13 protein-coding genes are annotated in these 15,599 nt (G+C 71.1%); 8 read left to right on the forward strand and 5 right to left on the reverse strand.

Annotation, left to right across the window (positions count from 1 at the left end):
* Positions 1-4: 4 nt before the first annotated feature.
* Complete coding sequence (locus ACVTJA_RS14610; protein ID WP_465840389.1) at positions 5-1,300, reverse strand: sigma 54-interacting transcriptional regulator; 1,296 nt, start codon at positions 1,298-1,300, stop codon at positions 5-7.
* Positions 1,301-1,451: 151 nt separating this feature from the next.
* On the opposite strand from ACVTJA_RS14610, the gene ACVTJA_RS14615 reads away from it, so the two are divergent.
* The gene (locus tag ACVTJA_RS14615; protein ID WP_465836978.1) at positions 1,452-3,464 is read left to right on the forward strand and encodes an ankyrin repeat domain-containing protein; all 2,013 of its coding nucleotides are present in this window, start codon (positions 1,452-1,454) and stop codon (positions 3,462-3,464) included.
* Positions 3,465-3,480: 16 nt separating this feature from the next.
* Here the strand turns inward: ACVTJA_RS14615 and ACVTJA_RS14620 are convergent, their stop codons facing one another.
* Positions 3,481-4,407 carry a LysR family transcriptional regulator gene (locus ACVTJA_RS14620; protein WP_465836979.1) on the reverse strand — a complete coding sequence of 309 codons (927 nt, stop codon included), beginning with the start codon at positions 4,405-4,407 and terminating at the stop codon, positions 3,481-3,483.
* 76 nt (positions 4,408-4,483) lie between these two features.
* On the opposite strand from ACVTJA_RS14620, the gene ACVTJA_RS14625 reads away from it, so the two are divergent.
* The gene (locus ACVTJA_RS14625) at positions 4,484-5,485 is read left to right on the forward strand and encodes an aldo/keto reductase (RefSeq protein ID WP_465836980.1); all 1,002 of its coding nucleotides are present in this window, start codon (positions 4,484-4,486) and stop codon (positions 5,483-5,485) included.
* Positions 5,486-5,502: 17 nt separating this feature from the next.
* Here ACVTJA_RS14625 and ACVTJA_RS14630 read toward each other — a convergent pair whose 3' ends face one another.
* A complete protein-coding gene (locus ACVTJA_RS14630; RefSeq protein ID WP_465836981.1) occupies positions 5,503-6,489 on the reverse strand; it encodes a quinone oxidoreductase family protein in 987 nt (328 codons plus the stop codon).
* 157 nt (positions 6,490-6,646) lie between these two features.
* Between ACVTJA_RS14630 and ACVTJA_RS14635 the strand changes: the two genes are divergently transcribed.
* Complete coding sequence (locus ACVTJA_RS14635; protein ID WP_465836982.1) at positions 6,647-7,444, forward strand: helix-turn-helix domain-containing protein; 798 nt, start codon at positions 6,647-6,649, stop codon at positions 7,442-7,444.
* Between the two features lie 128 nt (positions 7,445-7,572).
* On the opposite strand, the gene ACVTJA_RS14640 is transcribed toward ACVTJA_RS14635, so the two are convergent.
* Positions 7,573-7,782 (reverse strand): SDR family oxidoreductase, encoded by a 210-nt coding sequence (locus tag ACVTJA_RS14640; RefSeq protein WP_465836983.1) that lies wholly within the window; start codon positions 7,780-7,782, stop codon positions 7,573-7,575.
* A gap of 64 nt (positions 7,783-7,846) precedes the next feature.
* Between ACVTJA_RS14640 and ACVTJA_RS14645 the strand changes: the two genes are divergently transcribed.
* From ACVTJA_RS14645 to ACVTJA_RS14655, 3 genes are read left to right on the forward strand one after another with little or no spacing between them, the layout of a single operon-like run.
* Positions 7,847-8,509 carry a TetR/AcrR family transcriptional regulator gene (locus tag ACVTJA_RS14645; protein WP_465836984.1) on the forward strand — a complete coding sequence of 221 codons (663 nt, stop codon included), beginning with the start codon at positions 7,847-7,849 and terminating at the stop codon, positions 8,507-8,509.
* Between the two features lie 32 nt (positions 8,510-8,541).
* A complete protein-coding gene (locus ACVTJA_RS14650; RefSeq protein WP_465836985.1) occupies positions 8,542-11,664 on the forward strand; it encodes a tetratricopeptide repeat protein in 3,123 nt (1,040 codons plus the stop codon).
* 48 nt (positions 11,665-11,712) lie between these two features.
* The gene (locus ACVTJA_RS14655; RefSeq protein WP_465836986.1) at positions 11,713-12,609 is read left to right on the forward strand and encodes a sigma-70 family RNA polymerase sigma factor; all 897 of its coding nucleotides are present in this window, start codon (positions 11,713-11,715) and stop codon (positions 12,607-12,609) included.
* Between the two features lie 7 nt (positions 12,610-12,616).
* On the opposite strand, the gene ACVTJA_RS14660 is transcribed toward ACVTJA_RS14655, so the two are convergent.
* Positions 12,617-13,822 carry an MFS transporter gene (locus tag ACVTJA_RS14660; RefSeq protein WP_465836987.1) on the reverse strand — a complete coding sequence of 402 codons (1,206 nt, stop codon included), beginning with the start codon at positions 13,820-13,822 and terminating at the stop codon, positions 12,617-12,619.
* Between the two features lie 67 nt (positions 13,823-13,889).
* On the opposite strand from ACVTJA_RS14660, the gene ACVTJA_RS14665 reads away from it, so the two are divergent.
* Both ACVTJA_RS14665 and ACVTJA_RS14670 read left to right on the forward strand, forming a co-directional pair.
* Positions 13,890-14,798, forward strand: coding sequence for a LysR family transcriptional regulator (locus tag ACVTJA_RS14665; protein WP_465836988.1), 909 nt, complete (start codon positions 13,890-13,892; stop codon positions 14,796-14,798).
* Positions 14,799-14,968: 170 nt separating this feature from the next.
* Positions 14,969-15,598 carry a TetR/AcrR family transcriptional regulator gene (locus tag ACVTJA_RS14670; protein WP_465836989.1) on the forward strand — a complete coding sequence of 210 codons (630 nt, stop codon included), beginning with the start codon at positions 14,969-14,971 and terminating at the stop codon, positions 15,596-15,598.
* The last annotated feature ends 1 nt before the right edge of the window (position 15,599 follow it).

A 15,599-nucleotide genomic window follows, 5' to 3' on the forward strand; every position in this document is an offset into this window, starting at 1 on the left:
TGCGTCACTCGTCGGTGTCACGGGCGGAGAGCCCGTGCTTGTGGAGCAGCTTGCGCAGGTAGAGGCGGGCGATGCCGGCCTCTCGCGCGGCGCGGGAGATGTTTCCTCCGCAGCGCTCGATGAGGCCGCGCAGGTAGTCGCGCTCGAAGCCCTCGATGAGCCTCTCCTTGGCTTCCTTGAAGGGTAAATCCAACGAGGCGATGCGTGGCTCGCCAGCAGGCGCGGGCGCTGCCGCCATGTCCGGCAGGGCTTCCTCGCCGAGGTTCACCACCTGCTCCACCACGTTGCGCAACTCGCGCACGTTGCCCGGCCACGGGTACTGGAGGAGCAATGCGCGCGTCGCATCCGACAGCGCGCTGGAGGGACGGCCGAGCCGCTCCAGCACCGTGTCGATGAGCAGCGGCACGTCCTCGGGGCGCTCGCGCAGCGGAGGCAGCGTCACGCGCAGCACCGCGAGCCGGTGGAACAGGTCCGCGCGGAAGCGGCCCTCCTGCACCGCCTTCTCCAGGTCCACGTGCGTGGCGGCCAGCACCCGCACGTCCAGCGCCCGGTAGTCATTGGCGCCCACGCGCTTCACCTGCCGCCGCTCCAGCGCGCGCAAGAGGCGCGGCTGCACTTCCATCGGCAATTCGCCCACCTCGTCGAGGAAGACGGTGCCCCCGGCGGCGCGCTCGAAGGCGCCCGCGCGGTCCGCCTGCGCGCCGGTGAAGGCGCCCTTCACGTGACCGAAGAGCTCGGACTCGATGAGCGAGGGGGCGATTCCGGCGAGGTCCACGATGACGAAGGGCCCCTTCGCGCGCGGACCCTGCGCGTGGATGGCCTCCGCGCAGAGCTCCTTGCCGGTGCCCGTCTCGCCCTGGATGAGCACGTCCGCGCCGCCGGGCGCCAGCCGCTCCAGCAGGGTGAAGACCTCGCGCATCCGCCGGCTGCTGCCCACGAGCCCGCCGAAGCGGGTGCTCTCCGAGGGCGGAATCACGCGCTCACGCGAGGACTCCGGGACGAGCTTCATCTCGGTGGAGCCCAGCCGGAGGATGGCGCCCGGGCGCACCTCCAGCTCGGTGAAGCGCATGCCCTCGCAGTAGGAGCCGTTGTGCGAGTCCAGGTCGGTGGCCTTCACGCCGCCCTCTGAAACATCCAGGCGCAGGTGCTGGCGCGAGACGGCCTTGTCGTTGACGACGATGTCGCACTCGGCGGACTTGCCCAGGCGGTATGCGCCGGGTGACAGCAGGTGGCTCTGTCCCACCTGCGGTCCCGACAACACCAGCAGCTTCAGCCGCGTCGGGCTGGACCGGGCCCGCATGAGGGAGACCGTGGGGTCCTCGCCCTCCTGCTCGTCCTCGTAGGGTGCGTGCGCCACGCGGCGCAGGCTACCACTCCGGGCGAGGTGTCACGCGAGGCGTGCCGGACCCAGGCCCGGAGAGGGGAGCGTCCGGGTATCCTCGCGTGCACGCATGTCCCGCTCGTTCCTCCTCGTCCTGCTCCTCGTCACTTCTCCCTCCTTCGCTCATGAGGCGCTCCAGCGCGCGGCGTGCGAGGGACGCATGGACGAGGTGACCCGGTTGCTCGCGCAGCCGGAGGTGCTCGGCGCCATCGACGCGTACGAAGCCCATCCGACCCTGACCATCCCGGTGAATCCGCTCGGCTGCGCGGCGATGAATGGCCACGACGCGGTGGTGAAGCTCCTCCTGGAGAAGGGCGCTTCTCTCGAGGCGAAGCCGGCGGACGATGAGCGCTCATGGGGCATCATGGATGCGCTCTCGCTGCAGCGCTCGCGTCCCGCGCTCAACGCCACGCTGGGCGTCATCCTCGAGCATGCGCGTCGGACGCTGCCGCCAGACAAGCGCATCGGCAGGACTTGGATGGCGCTGCTCATGAGCCCCAAGCGTCCGTGGGTGTCCGGGGGCGAGTTCGTGCCGACCGATGATGAGGCGGCCTCGACGGTGAAGGTGTTCCTCGACGCCGGCGCGAAGCCAACGGGCGGCGCGATTGGTCGCGCGGCGTTCGGTGGCTGGACAAAGACGCTCATCCTGCTCCTCGATGCTGGAGGCCCGCTGAAGGATGCCGTGAAGGACTCGGCGTACCACGCTCAGCCCGAGACGCTCGCGCTCTCCCTGGCCCGGGTGCCCGAGGCGGAGCGAGCCGCGCTGGCCCAGGAGGCGCTGGACCGATTTCCGAGCGGCTCGGGGGCGCGCCTCATCGAGGTCCTCGAGCAGTTGCTCGCGGCCGGCGCGCGGGTCAATGACAAGCACTGCGTGTTCTACGCCGCCACGGACATCCTCGCGTGGCTGCTCGACCATGGTTGCACCGCGAACATGAAGTCCGCCTGGGACAGCTCCATGCTCAGCGCCTCCGTGAGGGGCGAGCTCGCGGAGAAGAACGTCGCGCTCCTCGTCTCGCGTGGTGCGGACGTGAAGCCCTGGAGCAAGGCCATCTTCAACTACGTGCTGGAGCAGAACCGGCCGCCCCCGGCCTTCCTGGGCGAGTGGCTCGCGCGGGGCGACGAGGCGGGGCTGACGCAGAAGGACCGGGACGCGCTGCTGACCACCGCCGCCTACCGGAACAACGTGCCCGCCGTCCGGCTGCTCATCGCCGCCGGCGCCAACCCCACATTGCTCGATTCCTTCTACAAGCGCTCCCTGATTGACCGGGCGCGGGAGGAGAAGCAGCCGGAGCTCGTCGAGGCGCTCCTCGACTACTTCAAGCCCGCGGGCAGCAGCGGAGACAACATCGAGCTGGTGCTGCTCCTGGGCGGAGGCGCGACCAGCCCCGGCGAGGCCCGGCCCCTGCTGGAGGGCTGGAAGTTCGGCCCCCTCACGAAGCCCGATTGGCAGGGCACCAGGCCGGAGCTGCTCAGCTTCGCCGAGGGGTTTCCCCGGCTCCTCGATAGCGGCACGGTGGAGGGCCTCAAGCCCGGCTTCCACGTCGTCGCGCTCGGCGTCTGTCAGCCCGATGAAGCGGAGGCGCGACTGAAGGCGCTGCGGGGCTTCATGCCGGGGGCCTACTCCCGCAAGGTGCGCGTGCCGAAGTCGTGGCATGGCCAGTGTCCGCGGGTGGGGGAGCTCGTCGCCTCGGCGACCCAGGGCGCGCCGTCAGGACCGACACTCACGCTCTCCGCGTGGCAGGTGGGCGTGACGGAGTACTCGGGGCTCCTCTTCGTGGCGAGCACCCAGCAGAGCGGCACCAGCCCGATGCGTGTCGAAAAGGTCGCCGCCATGCAGCGCGCTCACGATGCGGACACCGTGCAGATGTGTACGGCCGAGGTGGGGCCCGGGGAGGTGTCTCCCGGACTGAAGGGGCTGCGCTGGAAGGTCCGCTGCGAGTACGGAACGCACTACAACTGCACCTATGACAATGCCTCCGAGGCGGGCGCGGTGGGCCTCGGGGCCGCGGGGCTGGTGGTGGTCCGCCCGACGAAGCCCTTCTACGAGGGCCGCAGGTCCAGCCACTGCAACATGGGTGAGTGAGGGCCGCGCACGGCGCTCAGTCGTCCTCCAGGAGGCGCTTCGTCACCTCCACCACGCGCTCGCGGATGAAGCGGATGGCCTCGTCGTCCTCCACCGCGCTCCGCCACAGCAGCTCCATGGGCGTGCCGGCGCCGGTCAGGCGGAAGGGCACCTCCGTCGTCTTGAGTCGCGGGCGCAGCGAGAGGATGTCCTGCGCCACCATGGCCGGCACCGTGGCAATCAGGCTGCTGCCCTCGACCAGCGCCCCGATGCTCTGGAACGTGGGCACCGACACCCGCACCTTGCGCTGGACGCCGAACAGGTCCTCGATGATGCCGCGCAGGTCTCCGTTGTACGAGACGATGACGTGCTCGTGCTCCAGGTAGCGCTCCTTCGTGAGCTGCTTGCCGAAGCGGACGTGGCGCGGGTCGTAGAGGCACACGAAGCCCTTGGTGAAGAGCGCGAGGCGCCGGACGCCCGCGGGCATTTCATCCGCCACCGTCACCGCGAGGTCCACCGCCGAGGTCGTGAGCGCGTCGGCGACGGTGCGAAACTGCACGGGCAGCACCACCAACTTCATGCGCGGCGCCTCCGTGGCGAGGACGCGAAGCAGCGGCGCCAGGAGCCAGCCCTCGCTCGCGTCCGACATGCCGAGGCGCACCGTCCGCTCGCTCGTCTTCGGGTCGAACGTCGCCGGTGACAGCGCGGCCTCCACGAGGGCCCCCAGGTGCGGCCGCGCGGAAGCGAGCAGGCGCTCGCCTCGCGTGGTGAGGGCCAGCCCCCGGCCCGCGCGCACGAAGAGCGGCGCCCCCACCGCGGTGGCGAGCCGCCGCAGCGCCGCGCTCACCGCCGGCTGCGTGAGGTAGAGGCGGTCCGCCGCCGCCGTGACGCTGCCCGCCTCCGCCACCACGACGAAGACTCGGAGGAGGTTGAGGTCCAGGTTCCTCCCATAGATGTCGTTCATGTTTCAGATACATCCTATTAAATGGATTTCATCGAGGCGAGTGATGAATCTCCCTTCGCACACGGAGGGACGGCACATGGGCACGCAAGACACGAAGCAGGCGCAGCGCACGGTGAAGCTCGGCAACACGGGCCCCGAGGTATTCCCCATCGGCCTGGGCTGCATGGGCATGTCGGGCATCTACGGCGCGACGGATGACGCGGAGAGCATCCGCACCATCCAGTCCGCCATCGACCAGGGTGTCACGCTCATCGACACCGGCGACTTCTACGGGATGGGCCACAACGAGATGCTCGTCGGGCGCGCGATTGCCGGACGGCGGGAGCGCGTCCAGCTCTCCGTGAAGTTCGGTGCGCTGCGGGGGCCGGACAACAGCTGGGGCGGCATGGACACGCGCCCGGCCGCGGTGAAGAACTTCGCGGCCTACAGCCTCAAGCGGCTGGGCGTGGAGGTCATCGACATCTACCGCCCCGCGCGGCTGGACCCCAACGTCCCCATCGAGGAGACCATCGGCGCCATCGCCGACCTGGTGAAGGCGGGCTACGTGCGGCACATCGGCCTGTCCGAGGTGGGCGTGGAGACCCTCCGCCGCGCGCACAAGGTGCACCCCATCGTGGACCTCCAGATTGAGTACTCGCTGGCGAGCCGCGCGCCCGAGGCCTCCATCTTCCCCGCGCTGAAGGAGCTGGGCATCAGCGCCACGCTCTACGGCGTCTTCTCGCGCGGGCTGCTGACAGGCAGCAAGCCGACAGGGCAGGGGGACTACCGCGCGCACCTGCCGCGCTTCACCGGCGCCGATGGCGCGAAGAACGAGGACGTGGTGGCCTCACTCCAGCGCTTCGCCCAGGAGCGGCGGATGACGACGGGCCAGCTCACGCTGGCCTGGGTGCTCGCGAAGCAGCCGGCCCTCGTGCCCGTGGTGGGCGTGAAGACGCGCGCGCAGCTCGACGACTCGATGGGCGCCCTGGGCCGGCCACTGTCGAAGGAGGACATGGCCGCGCTGGAGTCGCTGGTGAGGATTTCCGGCGACCGCTACGGGGCGGAGCAGATGCGCCACCTCGACAGCGAGCGCCGGTAGCGCGGCGTCCTCCGGCGCTACGGTGTCATGCGGAAGAAGCGCTTGCCGCTCTCCGGGCGCAGGACGCTCTCCTCGATGGCGGCCTTGAAGTCCTCCAGCGGGTGCATGGCGCGGAAGGGGACCTTGAACTCCGGGGGCGCGGTGAGCGCCGCCAGCTCCCGGAGCATGGGCGTGTCCCCGGGCTTCGGCGGGTCGAAGAAGTAGCGGTACACGTGCGCGCTGATGCGGAGCTCCTTCAGCAGCAGGTCGTAGTTGTGGAGGCTGAAGCGTTCCGGGCTGTAGAGGCCGTAGACGACGACGCGCGCGCGGAAGGCCGTGCTCTTCAGGAGCTGTTCGAGGAGCCGTCCTCCCACGGCGTCGATGATGGCGCTGACGCCCTGTCCGCCCGTGAGCTCCAGGACTCGCTTGTCCACGTCATCCGGATGCGCCGCGAGCTCGAGGACGGCGGTGGCACCCAGGGCGCGCAGGTCCAGGTGCTCCTGCTTCTTCCTCACGATGGAGAGGACGTTCACCTTCCGGGCCCGGGCCAGTTGCAGCACCATCGTCGCCACCGCCGAGTTGCCGGCGGTGAGCGCGAGCCATTGGCCCGGCTGCACCTGGGACTCCTCCAGCATGTCTCGCGCGGTGATGAGGTTGAAGAATTGCGCGGCCTTCTCCAGCGGGTAGCCGGCGGGCAGTGGCATCAGCCGCTCCGCGGGGACGACTGCGTACTCGGCCCAGGTGTCCAGGTGGCTGAAGGCCACGAGCGTCCCGGGCTCCAGCGAGACGCCCGGCCCCACCTTCGCAATGACTCCCGCGCCGTGGTTGCCGGCAATCTGCCCCGGTAGCGCGGGCTTCTTGGGCTCCGGATAGAGACTCTGGATGTAGAGGAAGTCGCCCGGGTTGATGCTCGCCGCGAGCATCTTCACGAGCACCTCGTTGGGCCCGGCCTCCGGGATGGGAATGTCCCGGAGCCGAAGCACCTCCAGGGGCGAGCCGATTTCATCGAACACAATGGCCTTCATGTGTGTGCCTCCCTTGTGGGGCGGCACTCTCTCCAGTCCTCCCTCTTGGAAGCGCGCACGGATGGACACATGCGGAACACGTTCGGACACGTGCGCTGGCGGTTCGCCATGAAACGGCCCGGGCCCGGCCGCATATACGGGCTCGGGAGCACACGGGATGAATGCACGGACACAGACGATGGGCGGGCTTCGCGTGGAGCGCCTCACGGACGCGGCGGGCGTCGTGGAGCTTCCGCCCCTGAATCATCACCGGCTCTCCGTCCACGCCGGGCCGCCCGCCCGCATGTCGTGTACCTCCACGCATCGCTACACGCGAGGCGACCTCACGTTGCTGCCCGCGGGCTTCTCCGGTACCTGGGTGGAAGAGGAGCCGGCCACGTCCATCGTCGTCGAGCTTCCGCAGGCGTTCCTGCGCCTCGCCGCGGAGGACCTGGGGAAGGACCCGGACCGGACGGGGCTGGAGCCCCGGCACCAGTTCCGGGACTCGCGCATCGAGCACGTGACCTGGGCGCTCGAAGCGGAGCGCCGGGCCGGCCAGCCCAACGGGCGCCTCTATACCGACAGCCTGGGGTTGGCCCTGGCCGTCCATCTGCTTGGCCACTACGCGATTCCGGGTGAGCGCCGGAGCGGGTTGTCATCCCTGCAGTTGCGGCGGCTGACGGACTACATCGAGGAGCACCTGGACCAGAACCTCACGCTGCCCCGGCTCGCCCGGGTGGTGGAGGTGAGCGCGTCCCAACTGAAGACGCAGTTCCGGCGGTCCATGGGTGTGCCGGTGCACCAGTACGTCATCCAGCGCCGCGTGGAGCGGGCTCGGGCGCTGCTGCTGAAGCGGGACCTGGCTCCGAGCCAGGTGGCGCTCGAAGCGGGCTTCTCGCACCAGAGTCACATGGCGCGGTGGATGAAGCGCGTCCTCGGCGTCACGCCGACGTCCCTGGTGCGCGGCGCACCCTGAAGGTGAGGGCCCGGTTCCCGCCGACCGGCGGCGGAAGGTGCGACGCGCAGGTGGCTGTGCCACGTCCCGGCTCAGGCTCCGCTCGGCGCGAGACACGGTGCCGGGAGCATAGACGCCCCGGCCTCTGCTCAGACCAGCCGAGCGCCGCCGTCGACCTCCAGCACGGTGCCCGTCATGAAGGTGTTGCTCACGAGCAGCTCCACCGCGGCGGCCACGTCCTCCGGCTTGCCAATGCGGCGCGCGGGCAGGGTGGCGCGCGACTGCTCGATGCTCAGCCGCCCGGCGATGGCCTCGCCGATGCCCGAGCTGCCGCCCACCACTGCGACTCGTCCAGCCATGGCTGACTCCTTTTCGAGACGCTTCGTCTCGTCAAGCCGGTGCGGGCGGATTAGGGTCGGGGCAATGGAAACGACTCCCCGTCCCCACACGGGAAGGAAGCGGAGCGAGGCCTCGCGGCTCGCGGTGCAGGAGGCGGTGCTGGAGTTGCTGCGCAGCGACGGCTACGCGGCGCTCACCTTCGACAAGGTGGCGGCGCGCGCGAAGGTGGGGAAGCAGACCATCTATCGCTGGTGGTCCTCGAAGGGGGCGCTGGTGCTGGACGCGCTCGCGGACGAGTCCTCCGAGCGCATTCCCGAGCCCGACACGGGCGCGCTGGAGTCGGACATCGCCGCGCTGCTGCGGCGCAGCTTCGAGGTGCTGGGCGGCGACAAGCCCACCGGGCCCATCCTCAAGGCGCTGGTGGTGGAGAGCCAAATCCACCCGGAGTTCCTGGAGCAGTTCCGGAGCCAGTTCCTGGAGCGACGCCGGCAGGTGTTGTGCCTGCTGCTGGAGCGCGCCGCCGCGCGAGGTGAGCTGCCCTCCACGGTGGACCGGGAGCTGGTCATCGACCAGGTCTTCGGCGCGCTCTGGTACCGGCTGCTCTTCGAGCACGCACCCCTGGACAAGACCTTCGCGGAGGCAATCGCGCGCCAGGTGGCCGGGCTGAATCCGGACGCGAAGTCCCAAGCGCGGGGCCGTGGACCCCTGGGAGGCAGGCAGGCCAGGGGAAGGACAAGGCCGGTATGATGCCATCCGATGGCTGCTGAAGGGCGATGTCGATGAAGCACCCTGGAGAGAACACCATCGTTGCCTTCGTCGAGGGCCGCCTTCCCGCCGCCGAGGCGGAGGCGCTCGATGCGCACATCGATGCCTGCGAGGCGTGCCGCGCCCTGGTGGTGGCCGCCGCGAGCGCGTCGCTCGATGGTGAAGGTGACGCGAGCAACCCCGCTTCGCCGCCACCATCCGCTCCGCCCGAGCGTGATGTCCGCTTCGGCCGCTACACGCTGCTCGACGTGCTCGGCCGGGGTGGCATGGGCGTCGTCTATGCCGCGCATGACTCCGCGCTGGACCGGAAGGTGGCGCTCAAGGTGTTGCGCGGAGAGTTGGCCGAGCGCATCGGCCTGGACCTCGCGTCGGCGCGGCTGCTGCGTGAGGCGCGCATCGCCGCGCGGCTGTCCCACCCCAACGTGGTGACCATCTACGACGTCGGCAGCCATGACGGTCAGGTGTTCATCGCCATGGAGTACGTCGACGGGCAGCCGCTCTCCGCCTGGCTCGACGCGGGCCCGCATCCGGCCAGCGCCATCCTGGAGCGCTTCATCCAGGCGGGCCGGGGGCTCGCGGCGGCCCATGCGGCCGGGCTCGTCCACCGCGACTTCAAGCCCGCCAACGTCATGGTCGGCGCGGACGGCCGCGTGCGCGTCACCGACTTCGGCCTCGCCGGCTGGACGGGAGAGGAGGTCGGGGAAGGCATCCCGCGGGACGAGGCGACGTCCGCGAAGGACACCCGGACGCGAGGGCTGCTCGGGACGCCGCTGTACATGGCGCCGGAGCAGCACCGCGCGGAGCGGGCCGGCCCGCTGGCGGACCAGTTCAGCTTCGCCGTCGCGCTGCACGAGGCGCTCTACGGGCGCGGGGCCCACGAGGGACGGACGCTCGACGAGCTGGCGGCGAGCAAGGAGCGCGGGCCGGCGGAGCTCCCATCGAATGGCGAGGTGCCGGAGCGTGTCCGGAGCGCCCTGCTGCGCGCGCTGCAACCCCGGCCCGAGGCGCGTTTCCCCTCGATGGACGCGCTGCTCTCGGTGCTCGCTCCGAAGGAGGTTTCTTCGCGGCGCCGGGCGCTGGCCGTCGCCGGAGGTCTCGTGCTGCTCGCGCTGGGCTCGCTCGGGGCCTACCTGCTGGGCGCGGGGCCCAGTCAGGTGTGCGCGGGTGGGGAGCGGAAGCTCGCGGGCGTCTGGGACGATGCGCGCAGGCAGGCGATGCTCGCCGCGTTCCGCGCCACCGGAGTCCCCTACGCGGAGGACGCCGCGCGGGCGAGCACGGCCCTGCTCGACGCGTACACGCGGGAGTGGGTCGATGCACGCAGGGACGCGTGCGAGGCGACGCAGGTGCGCAAGGAGCAGCTCGAGGAGCACCAGGCGCTGCGGATGATGTGCCTCGATGAACGGCTCGAAGCGGTGCGCGCGCTGGGGACGTTCTTCACGCGCGCCGACCGCGACGTGGTGGAGCACGCCGTGGAGGCGGCGCGCGCGCTCCCGCCGCTCTCACATTGCGCGGACCTGCGTGCGCTGACGGCCCGGGTGCCTCCGCCGACGGACCCGGCGGTGCGCGGGAAGGTGGAGGCGCTCGGCGTGAAGGCGGCGGAGGCCCAGGCACTCCTGCGCAACGGCAAGTACCAGCAGGGGCTCGACGTGGTGCGCACCGCGCGCGAGGAGGCGCGGACCACCGGCTACCAGCCGCTGGAGGCGCAGCTCGCGCTGCTGCAGGGCGAGGCCGAGACGCAGCTCGGCAACTCGAAGGCCGCGGAGAAGACGCTGCGCGAGGCGCTGCTCGCGGCGGAGGCGGGCCGCGACGACGTCACCGCGGCGCGGGCGTGGACTTCGCTCGTGCACATCGTCGGCCGGCGCGAGCAGCGCTTCGACGAGGCGCTGACGCTCGGACAGCACGCGCACGCAGCCATCGTCCGCCTGGGCAACGCGGACGTGGACATGGCCCGGCTGCTGGCCACGCGCGGCAGCGTGCTGTGGGCGAAGGGGGACTACGCGGGGGCGCTGAAGGACGCGCGGGAGTCGCTCGCGATACGGCAGCGGCTGCTGCCCGAGGACCATCCCGACCTCGCCCTGAGCCTCAGCGAGCTGGCCACCGTGTACGGCAGCCTCTCCCGCCTCGACGAGGCCCGGGAGAGCCAGCGCAAGGCGCTCGCCATCCAGGAGAAGGCCTTCGGGCCCCGCCACCCGACGGTGGCCATGACGCTGTTCAACCTGGGGATCCTGCTCCACACGATGGACCAGCAGGAGGAGGCAGAGGCGTGCTACCGGCGCGCGCTCGACATCCTGGACGGGGCCGGACTCGGGGAGCACCCACTGATTCCCAGGCTCCTGGCGATGATGGGCACCCTGGCGAGCGGGCGGAGAGACCATGCCCGTGCAGTCCAGCTCAACGAGCGTGGGAGGGACCTCGCGGTGAAGCTCCATGGCCCCGAGCACCCCTCCGTCGCGTTGTCGCTGTTGGCACTGGGCCGCTCGCTGTCCAGCGCGGGGCGGCACGCCGAGGCGTTCGCCACGCTGGAACGGGCACGGGCCATCTTCGAGAAGGCGCTCGGCCCCGGGCATCCGAATATCGCCATGGTCCTCAGCTCGCTCGGGAAGGCGCAGCTCCGGGACAAGCAATACGCCGCCGCTCGCGCCACGCTCGAACGCGCCATCGCCCTCCGCATCAAGTCCCTGGGGCCCGACACCGAGATGGTGGGGGAGGACCTCGACAACCTCGGTGTGGTCCTCCTGAAGCTGGGGCGCCCCGCAGAGGCGCTCGCGTTGCACCGCAAGGCGCTTCCCCTGCTCGAGAAGCGGATGGGGCAGGACTCCTACGACGCCGCCGTCGCCCTCTCGAATGTCATCGAGGCTCTCGTCGTGCTCCGCCGCTACGCCGAGGCACTTCCGCTGGCCGAGCGGGCGCTCGCCATCAGCGAGAAGCTGGGCCCGGAGCGTGCCAACCTGGCCGTCGCCCTCACTGACCTCGGGATGGTGGCGGTGCATCTCAAGCGCTTCGACCTGGCCCTGCCGGCGCTGGAGCGCGCGGTGAAACAGCAGGAGACGGTCGACAACCGCGAGGCTCTCACCCGGGCGCGGCGGTATCTCGAGCGAGCGCGCGCGGAGGGCAGGGGGGCGTCGCGGACGCCGTGAGGCGCCTGGGGTTTCAGTGCCGCCGCGGGCCGCGTGTATCATGGCGGCGTGCCACCCCCCGGCCCCCTCTCCCATGCCTTTCGCGGGCGGCTCCCGCCTCAGGCCGCATCGAAACTCGGTGACGCCGAGGCGCTGGAACAGCGCCTGCGCGCGCGAATCGACGAGGCGCGGCTCCGCTTCCCGGACGTCGCGGCGGACGAGGTGGCCTTCGTGGGCCACATGGCGGAGCGGTTGTCACAAGAAGGAGACATTGACGAGGCGCTCTCTAGCGTCGAGGTGGCCGACCTCTGGCTGGCCTTCGCGTGTCTGTCCGGCCATGCCCTGGCGCTGAAGGCGCTGGACGCGCGGCTGGACGTGGAGGTGCGCGCGGCGCTGCGGGGGCTCGGGACCTCGCCCGAGTTCGCGGACGAGGTGAAGTCGGTGCTCGGCGACAAGCTGCTCGTGGGCGAGGAGGAGGCGCCGAAGCTCGCCTCGTACACGGGGCTGGGGCCGCTGGCCGCCTGGCTGCGCGTCGCCGCGCTGAGGACGGGCATCAGCCTCCACCGGGGCGTGCGCCGTGAGGTGCAGGTCGACGAGAGCTCCCTGCTGGAGGCCATGGACCCGGCGTTGGACCCGGAGTCGCGGCTCATGCGCGAGCGCCACGCGGAGCTGCTCCGCTCGGCGCTGCGCGAGGCCATGGCATCGCTGTCGCCCCGCGAGCGCAACCTGCTGCGGATGTACTACGCGGATGGCCTCAAGCTGGACAGGCTGGCCATCATGCACCGGGTGAATGCCTCGACGATTTCACGCTGGCTCGCCCGGGCCCGCGAGGACGTGCTCGAACGCACCCGCGGCGCGCTCGGCGCTCATTTGAAGCTGAGCGCGTCACAGGTGGAGAGCGTGCTCGGCCTGGCCCAGTCGCTGGACCTGAGCCTGGAGAGCCTGCTGCGCAGCCGGAGCGAGTGATTCCCGCTCACGGCCGCGGACGGGCGCGCAGTCCCCATGCCAGCAGGACGCCCGTGGTGCTCGCGAGCGCGCCCAGCAGGTACGCGCTGGGGTAGCCGATGGCGCGCACCACGCCACCCGACAGGGGCACGAGGAGCCCCAGCGAGATGTCGAAGAAGGCGACGTAGCCACCCATCGCCACGCCCCGGTTCTCCGGAGGGACGAGGCGCACGGCCTCGACGCCGAGAGAGGGGAACACCAGCGAGAAGCCGAAGCCGGTGAGCGCCGCGCCGAGCATGGCGACGAGCGGCGAGGGCGCGAGCCACAGCAGCAGTTGCCCGGCGATTTCGACGGCGAGGGACACGAGCGCCACGCGCCGTCCACCGAGCCGGTCGGGCAGGCCGCCGAACAGGAGCCGCGCGAGGATGTACGCGGCGCCGAAGGCGGTGAGCGCCAGCGAGGCGTGGGCCCAGCCCTTCGCGTGGAAGTACAGCGTGCCGAAGGCGGCGAGCGCACCGAAGCCGAGCGCCGAGAGGGACAGCGCGAGTCCCGGACGCCAGATGAGCGCGGCCACGCGGTGGAATCCCATGCGGGTGCCCCCCGTCGGTGCCACGCCGGGCAGCAGCGGGGCCACGCCGAGGCCGAGCAGCGGCGCCACCGCCGCGGCGAGCGAGACGCCGAGGAAGCCATACCGCTCCGCGAGCGCGGCGCCCACCGGGGCTCCCACCGCGAGCGCTCCGTACATGGCGATGCCAGTCCACGCCATGACGAGCCCCGCGCTTTGACGGCCGACGAGCCCGACGCCCCACGAGAGCACGCCGGTGATGAGGAAGCTCTCCCCGGCTCCGAGCACGACGCGGGAGAGGACGAGCAGCGCGAGGCTGGTGGCCGGCGTGGACTGGACGAGCGAGGCCCCCACGTAGCCGAGGCCCGCCAGCGCGCTCAGCGCGAGGCCCAGGCGCACACCGGCTCCGGGGCCCCGACGGTCGGCCAGCGTGCCGCCGGTGTGCCGGGTGACGAGTGTCGCGACGGACTGGGCGGCGATGACGAGCGCCACGACGAGCGCGTCGAACCCGAGGCCGTCATGGACGAGCCCCGGCAGCGCGGGCAGCGGCACGCCGATGCTGGAGAAGCCGAGGAAGACGATTGCGCACAGCGGAAGCAGCCGTGCGACGGGGGAGGATGGCCGCGACGTCGCGGCGGGGATGGATGAAATGCCAGGAGTGTCGTTCATGGCGCACAAGGTGCCGCCGGGGAGGGCTGCTCTCCAGTGCAATGATGGAATGGTATGAGTGCATCCCATGCACTCTCCCGTGGATGCGAACCTTCTCCTCGCGCTCGACGCGCTCCTCCATGAAGGCAGCGTGCTGGGCGCCGCGCGGCGCATGCATCTGAGCCCGCCCGCGATGAGCCGCACGCTCGCGCGCATCCGCGAGGCCATGGGGGACCCGGTGCTGGTGCGTGCCGGGCGCCGCCTCGTCCCCACGCCACGGGCGCTGGCCATTCGCGAGCGCGTCCGGCTCGCCGCCGCGGAGACGCGCGCGCTGCTGTCACCGGACGCGCCGCTCAACCTGGCGACGCTGGAGCGCACCTTCACGATTCGGACGAATGACTATCTCGTGGCGACAATCGGGCCGGTGATGGATGCGCTCATCCGCGCCGAGGCGCCGCGCGTCCGGCTGGTGATGGTTCCGGAGGGCGCGGAGGACGTGGAGTCGCTCCGCGCGGGCGAGCTTGATTTGGACATCGGCGTACAGGGTGAGCTGGGGCCCGAGCTGCGCACGCGCAGGCTCTACGAGGACCCGATGGTCGCCATCGTCCGGAAGGGGCACCCCCTGGCGCGGGGACGGCTGACGGCGAAGCGGCTCGCGAGCGTCGAGCACGTGGGTGTCTCCCGGCGTGGGAAGCTGACGGGGCGCATCGACCAGGTGCTCGCCGGGGAGGGGCTGAAGCGCACCGTCACCCGCGTCGTATCCACCCATCTGGCGGGGGCGTGGCTCGTCGCGGAGAGTGATTTGCTCGGCGTGGTGCCCCAGCGGCTCGCGGAGCGGGTTGCCCGGACGCTGCCGCTCGAGGTGCTGTCACTCCCGTTTCCCTTGGAGCCGCTGTCCATCCGCTTCGCATGGCACCCCCGTCATGATGGAGATGCCGCGCATGCGTGGCTGCGCGACTGCATCACTCGCGCCGCGCGCGGTGGCGAGCGGCGGTGATGGCCCCGCGCTGTCACTCCCTGGAATCGGAGTCTTAGCGCGCTTGGACGCAGATGCCGTCCGGGGCCCTGGTCGGCTGCCTGGACTCCAGGCGACCGCCCGGCCCCGGCACCGACATGTCCCACCCCGTCGGATTGACTCGGCCGCTCCGTGTTGTAAATAGGATTCAGATGCTGAATCGAGATTCAAAAAATAGAAAGCCGGCTCAGAATCTCCGCTCCCGGCTGAAGGAGGCCACCGCCGACGCCATCCTGGTGGCCGCGGCGGAGGTGTTCGGGGAGCAGGGGCTGGCGGCGGCGCGCATGGAGACCATCGCCGAGCGGGCGGGCGTGTCCGTGGGCACGCTCTACAACCACTTCGATGACCGGGCCGCGCTGCTGGACGCGCTGATGAAGCGCCGCCGCGAGGCGCTGCTGAAGCGCATGGACGCCGCGCTCGCCGCCTCGGAGGGGCGCCCCTTCCGCGAGCAGCTCCGCACCTTCCTGTCCACGCTGGCCCACCACGTCGCCGAGCACGGCGCCTTCCTGCGCGTGCTCATCCAGTCCGAGGAGCTGATGAACCGCAAGGCCCAGCAGGGCGGCTCGCGGGCGGAGCTGCACCAGCGGCTGGAGACGCTCGTCGCCCGGGGCGTGAAGTCCGGCGAGCTGCGCTCCGAGGGACATGAGCTCTTCGCCACGCTGCTGTCGGGCATGGCCACCGCCGTCTTCCACCGCGAGCTGGGACGCGGCCACGGCGTGGAGCGCGTGGAGCAGAGCCTGGAGGAAGCAGCCCGCGTCTTCCTGAGAGGCGTGGAGGCCTGAC

Source organism: Pyxidicoccus sp. M6, from assembly GCF_055568925.1.

Coding starts and splice junctions, on each gene's coding strand:
- ACVTJA_RS14610 (WP_465840389.1), bottom strand. CDS start 1,300: ATGCGGGCCCGGTCCAGCCCGACGCGGCTGAAGCTGCTGGTGTTGTCG.
- ACVTJA_RS14615 (WP_465836978.1), top strand. CDS start 1,452: ATGTCCCGCTCGTTCCTCCTCGTCCTGCTCCTCGTCACTTCTCCCTCC.
- ACVTJA_RS14620 (WP_465836979.1), bottom strand. CDS start 4,407: ATGAACGACATCTATGGGAGGAACCTGGACCTCAACCTCCTCCGAGTC.
- ACVTJA_RS14625 (WP_465836980.1), top strand. CDS start 4,484: ATGGGCACGCAAGACACGAAGCAGGCGCAGCGCACGGTGAAGCTCGGC.
- ACVTJA_RS14630 (WP_465836981.1), bottom strand. CDS start 6,489: ATGAAGGCCATTGTGTTCGATGAAATCGGCTCGCCCCTGGAGGTGCTT.
- ACVTJA_RS14635 (WP_465836982.1), top strand. CDS start 6,647: ATGAATGCACGGACACAGACGATGGGCGGGCTTCGCGTGGAGCGCCTC.
- ACVTJA_RS14640 (WP_465836983.1), bottom strand. CDS start 7,782: ATGGCTGGACGAGTCGCAGTGGTGGGCGGCAGCTCGGGCATCGGCGAG.
- ACVTJA_RS14645 (WP_465836984.1), top strand. CDS start 7,847: ATGGAAACGACTCCCCGTCCCCACACGGGAAGGAAGCGGAGCGAGGCC.
- ACVTJA_RS14650 (WP_465836985.1), top strand. CDS start 8,542: ATGAAGCACCCTGGAGAGAACACCATCGTTGCCTTCGTCGAGGGCCGC.
- ACVTJA_RS14660 (WP_465836987.1), bottom strand. CDS start 13,822: ATGAACGACACTCCTGGCATTTCATCCATCCCCGCCGCGACGTCGCGG.
- ACVTJA_RS14665 (WP_465836988.1), top strand. CDS start 13,890: ATGCACTCTCCCGTGGATGCGAACCTTCTCCTCGCGCTCGACGCGCTC.
- ACVTJA_RS14670 (WP_465836989.1), top strand. CDS start 14,969: ATGCTGAATCGAGATTCAAAAAATAGAAAGCCGGCTCAGAATCTCCGC.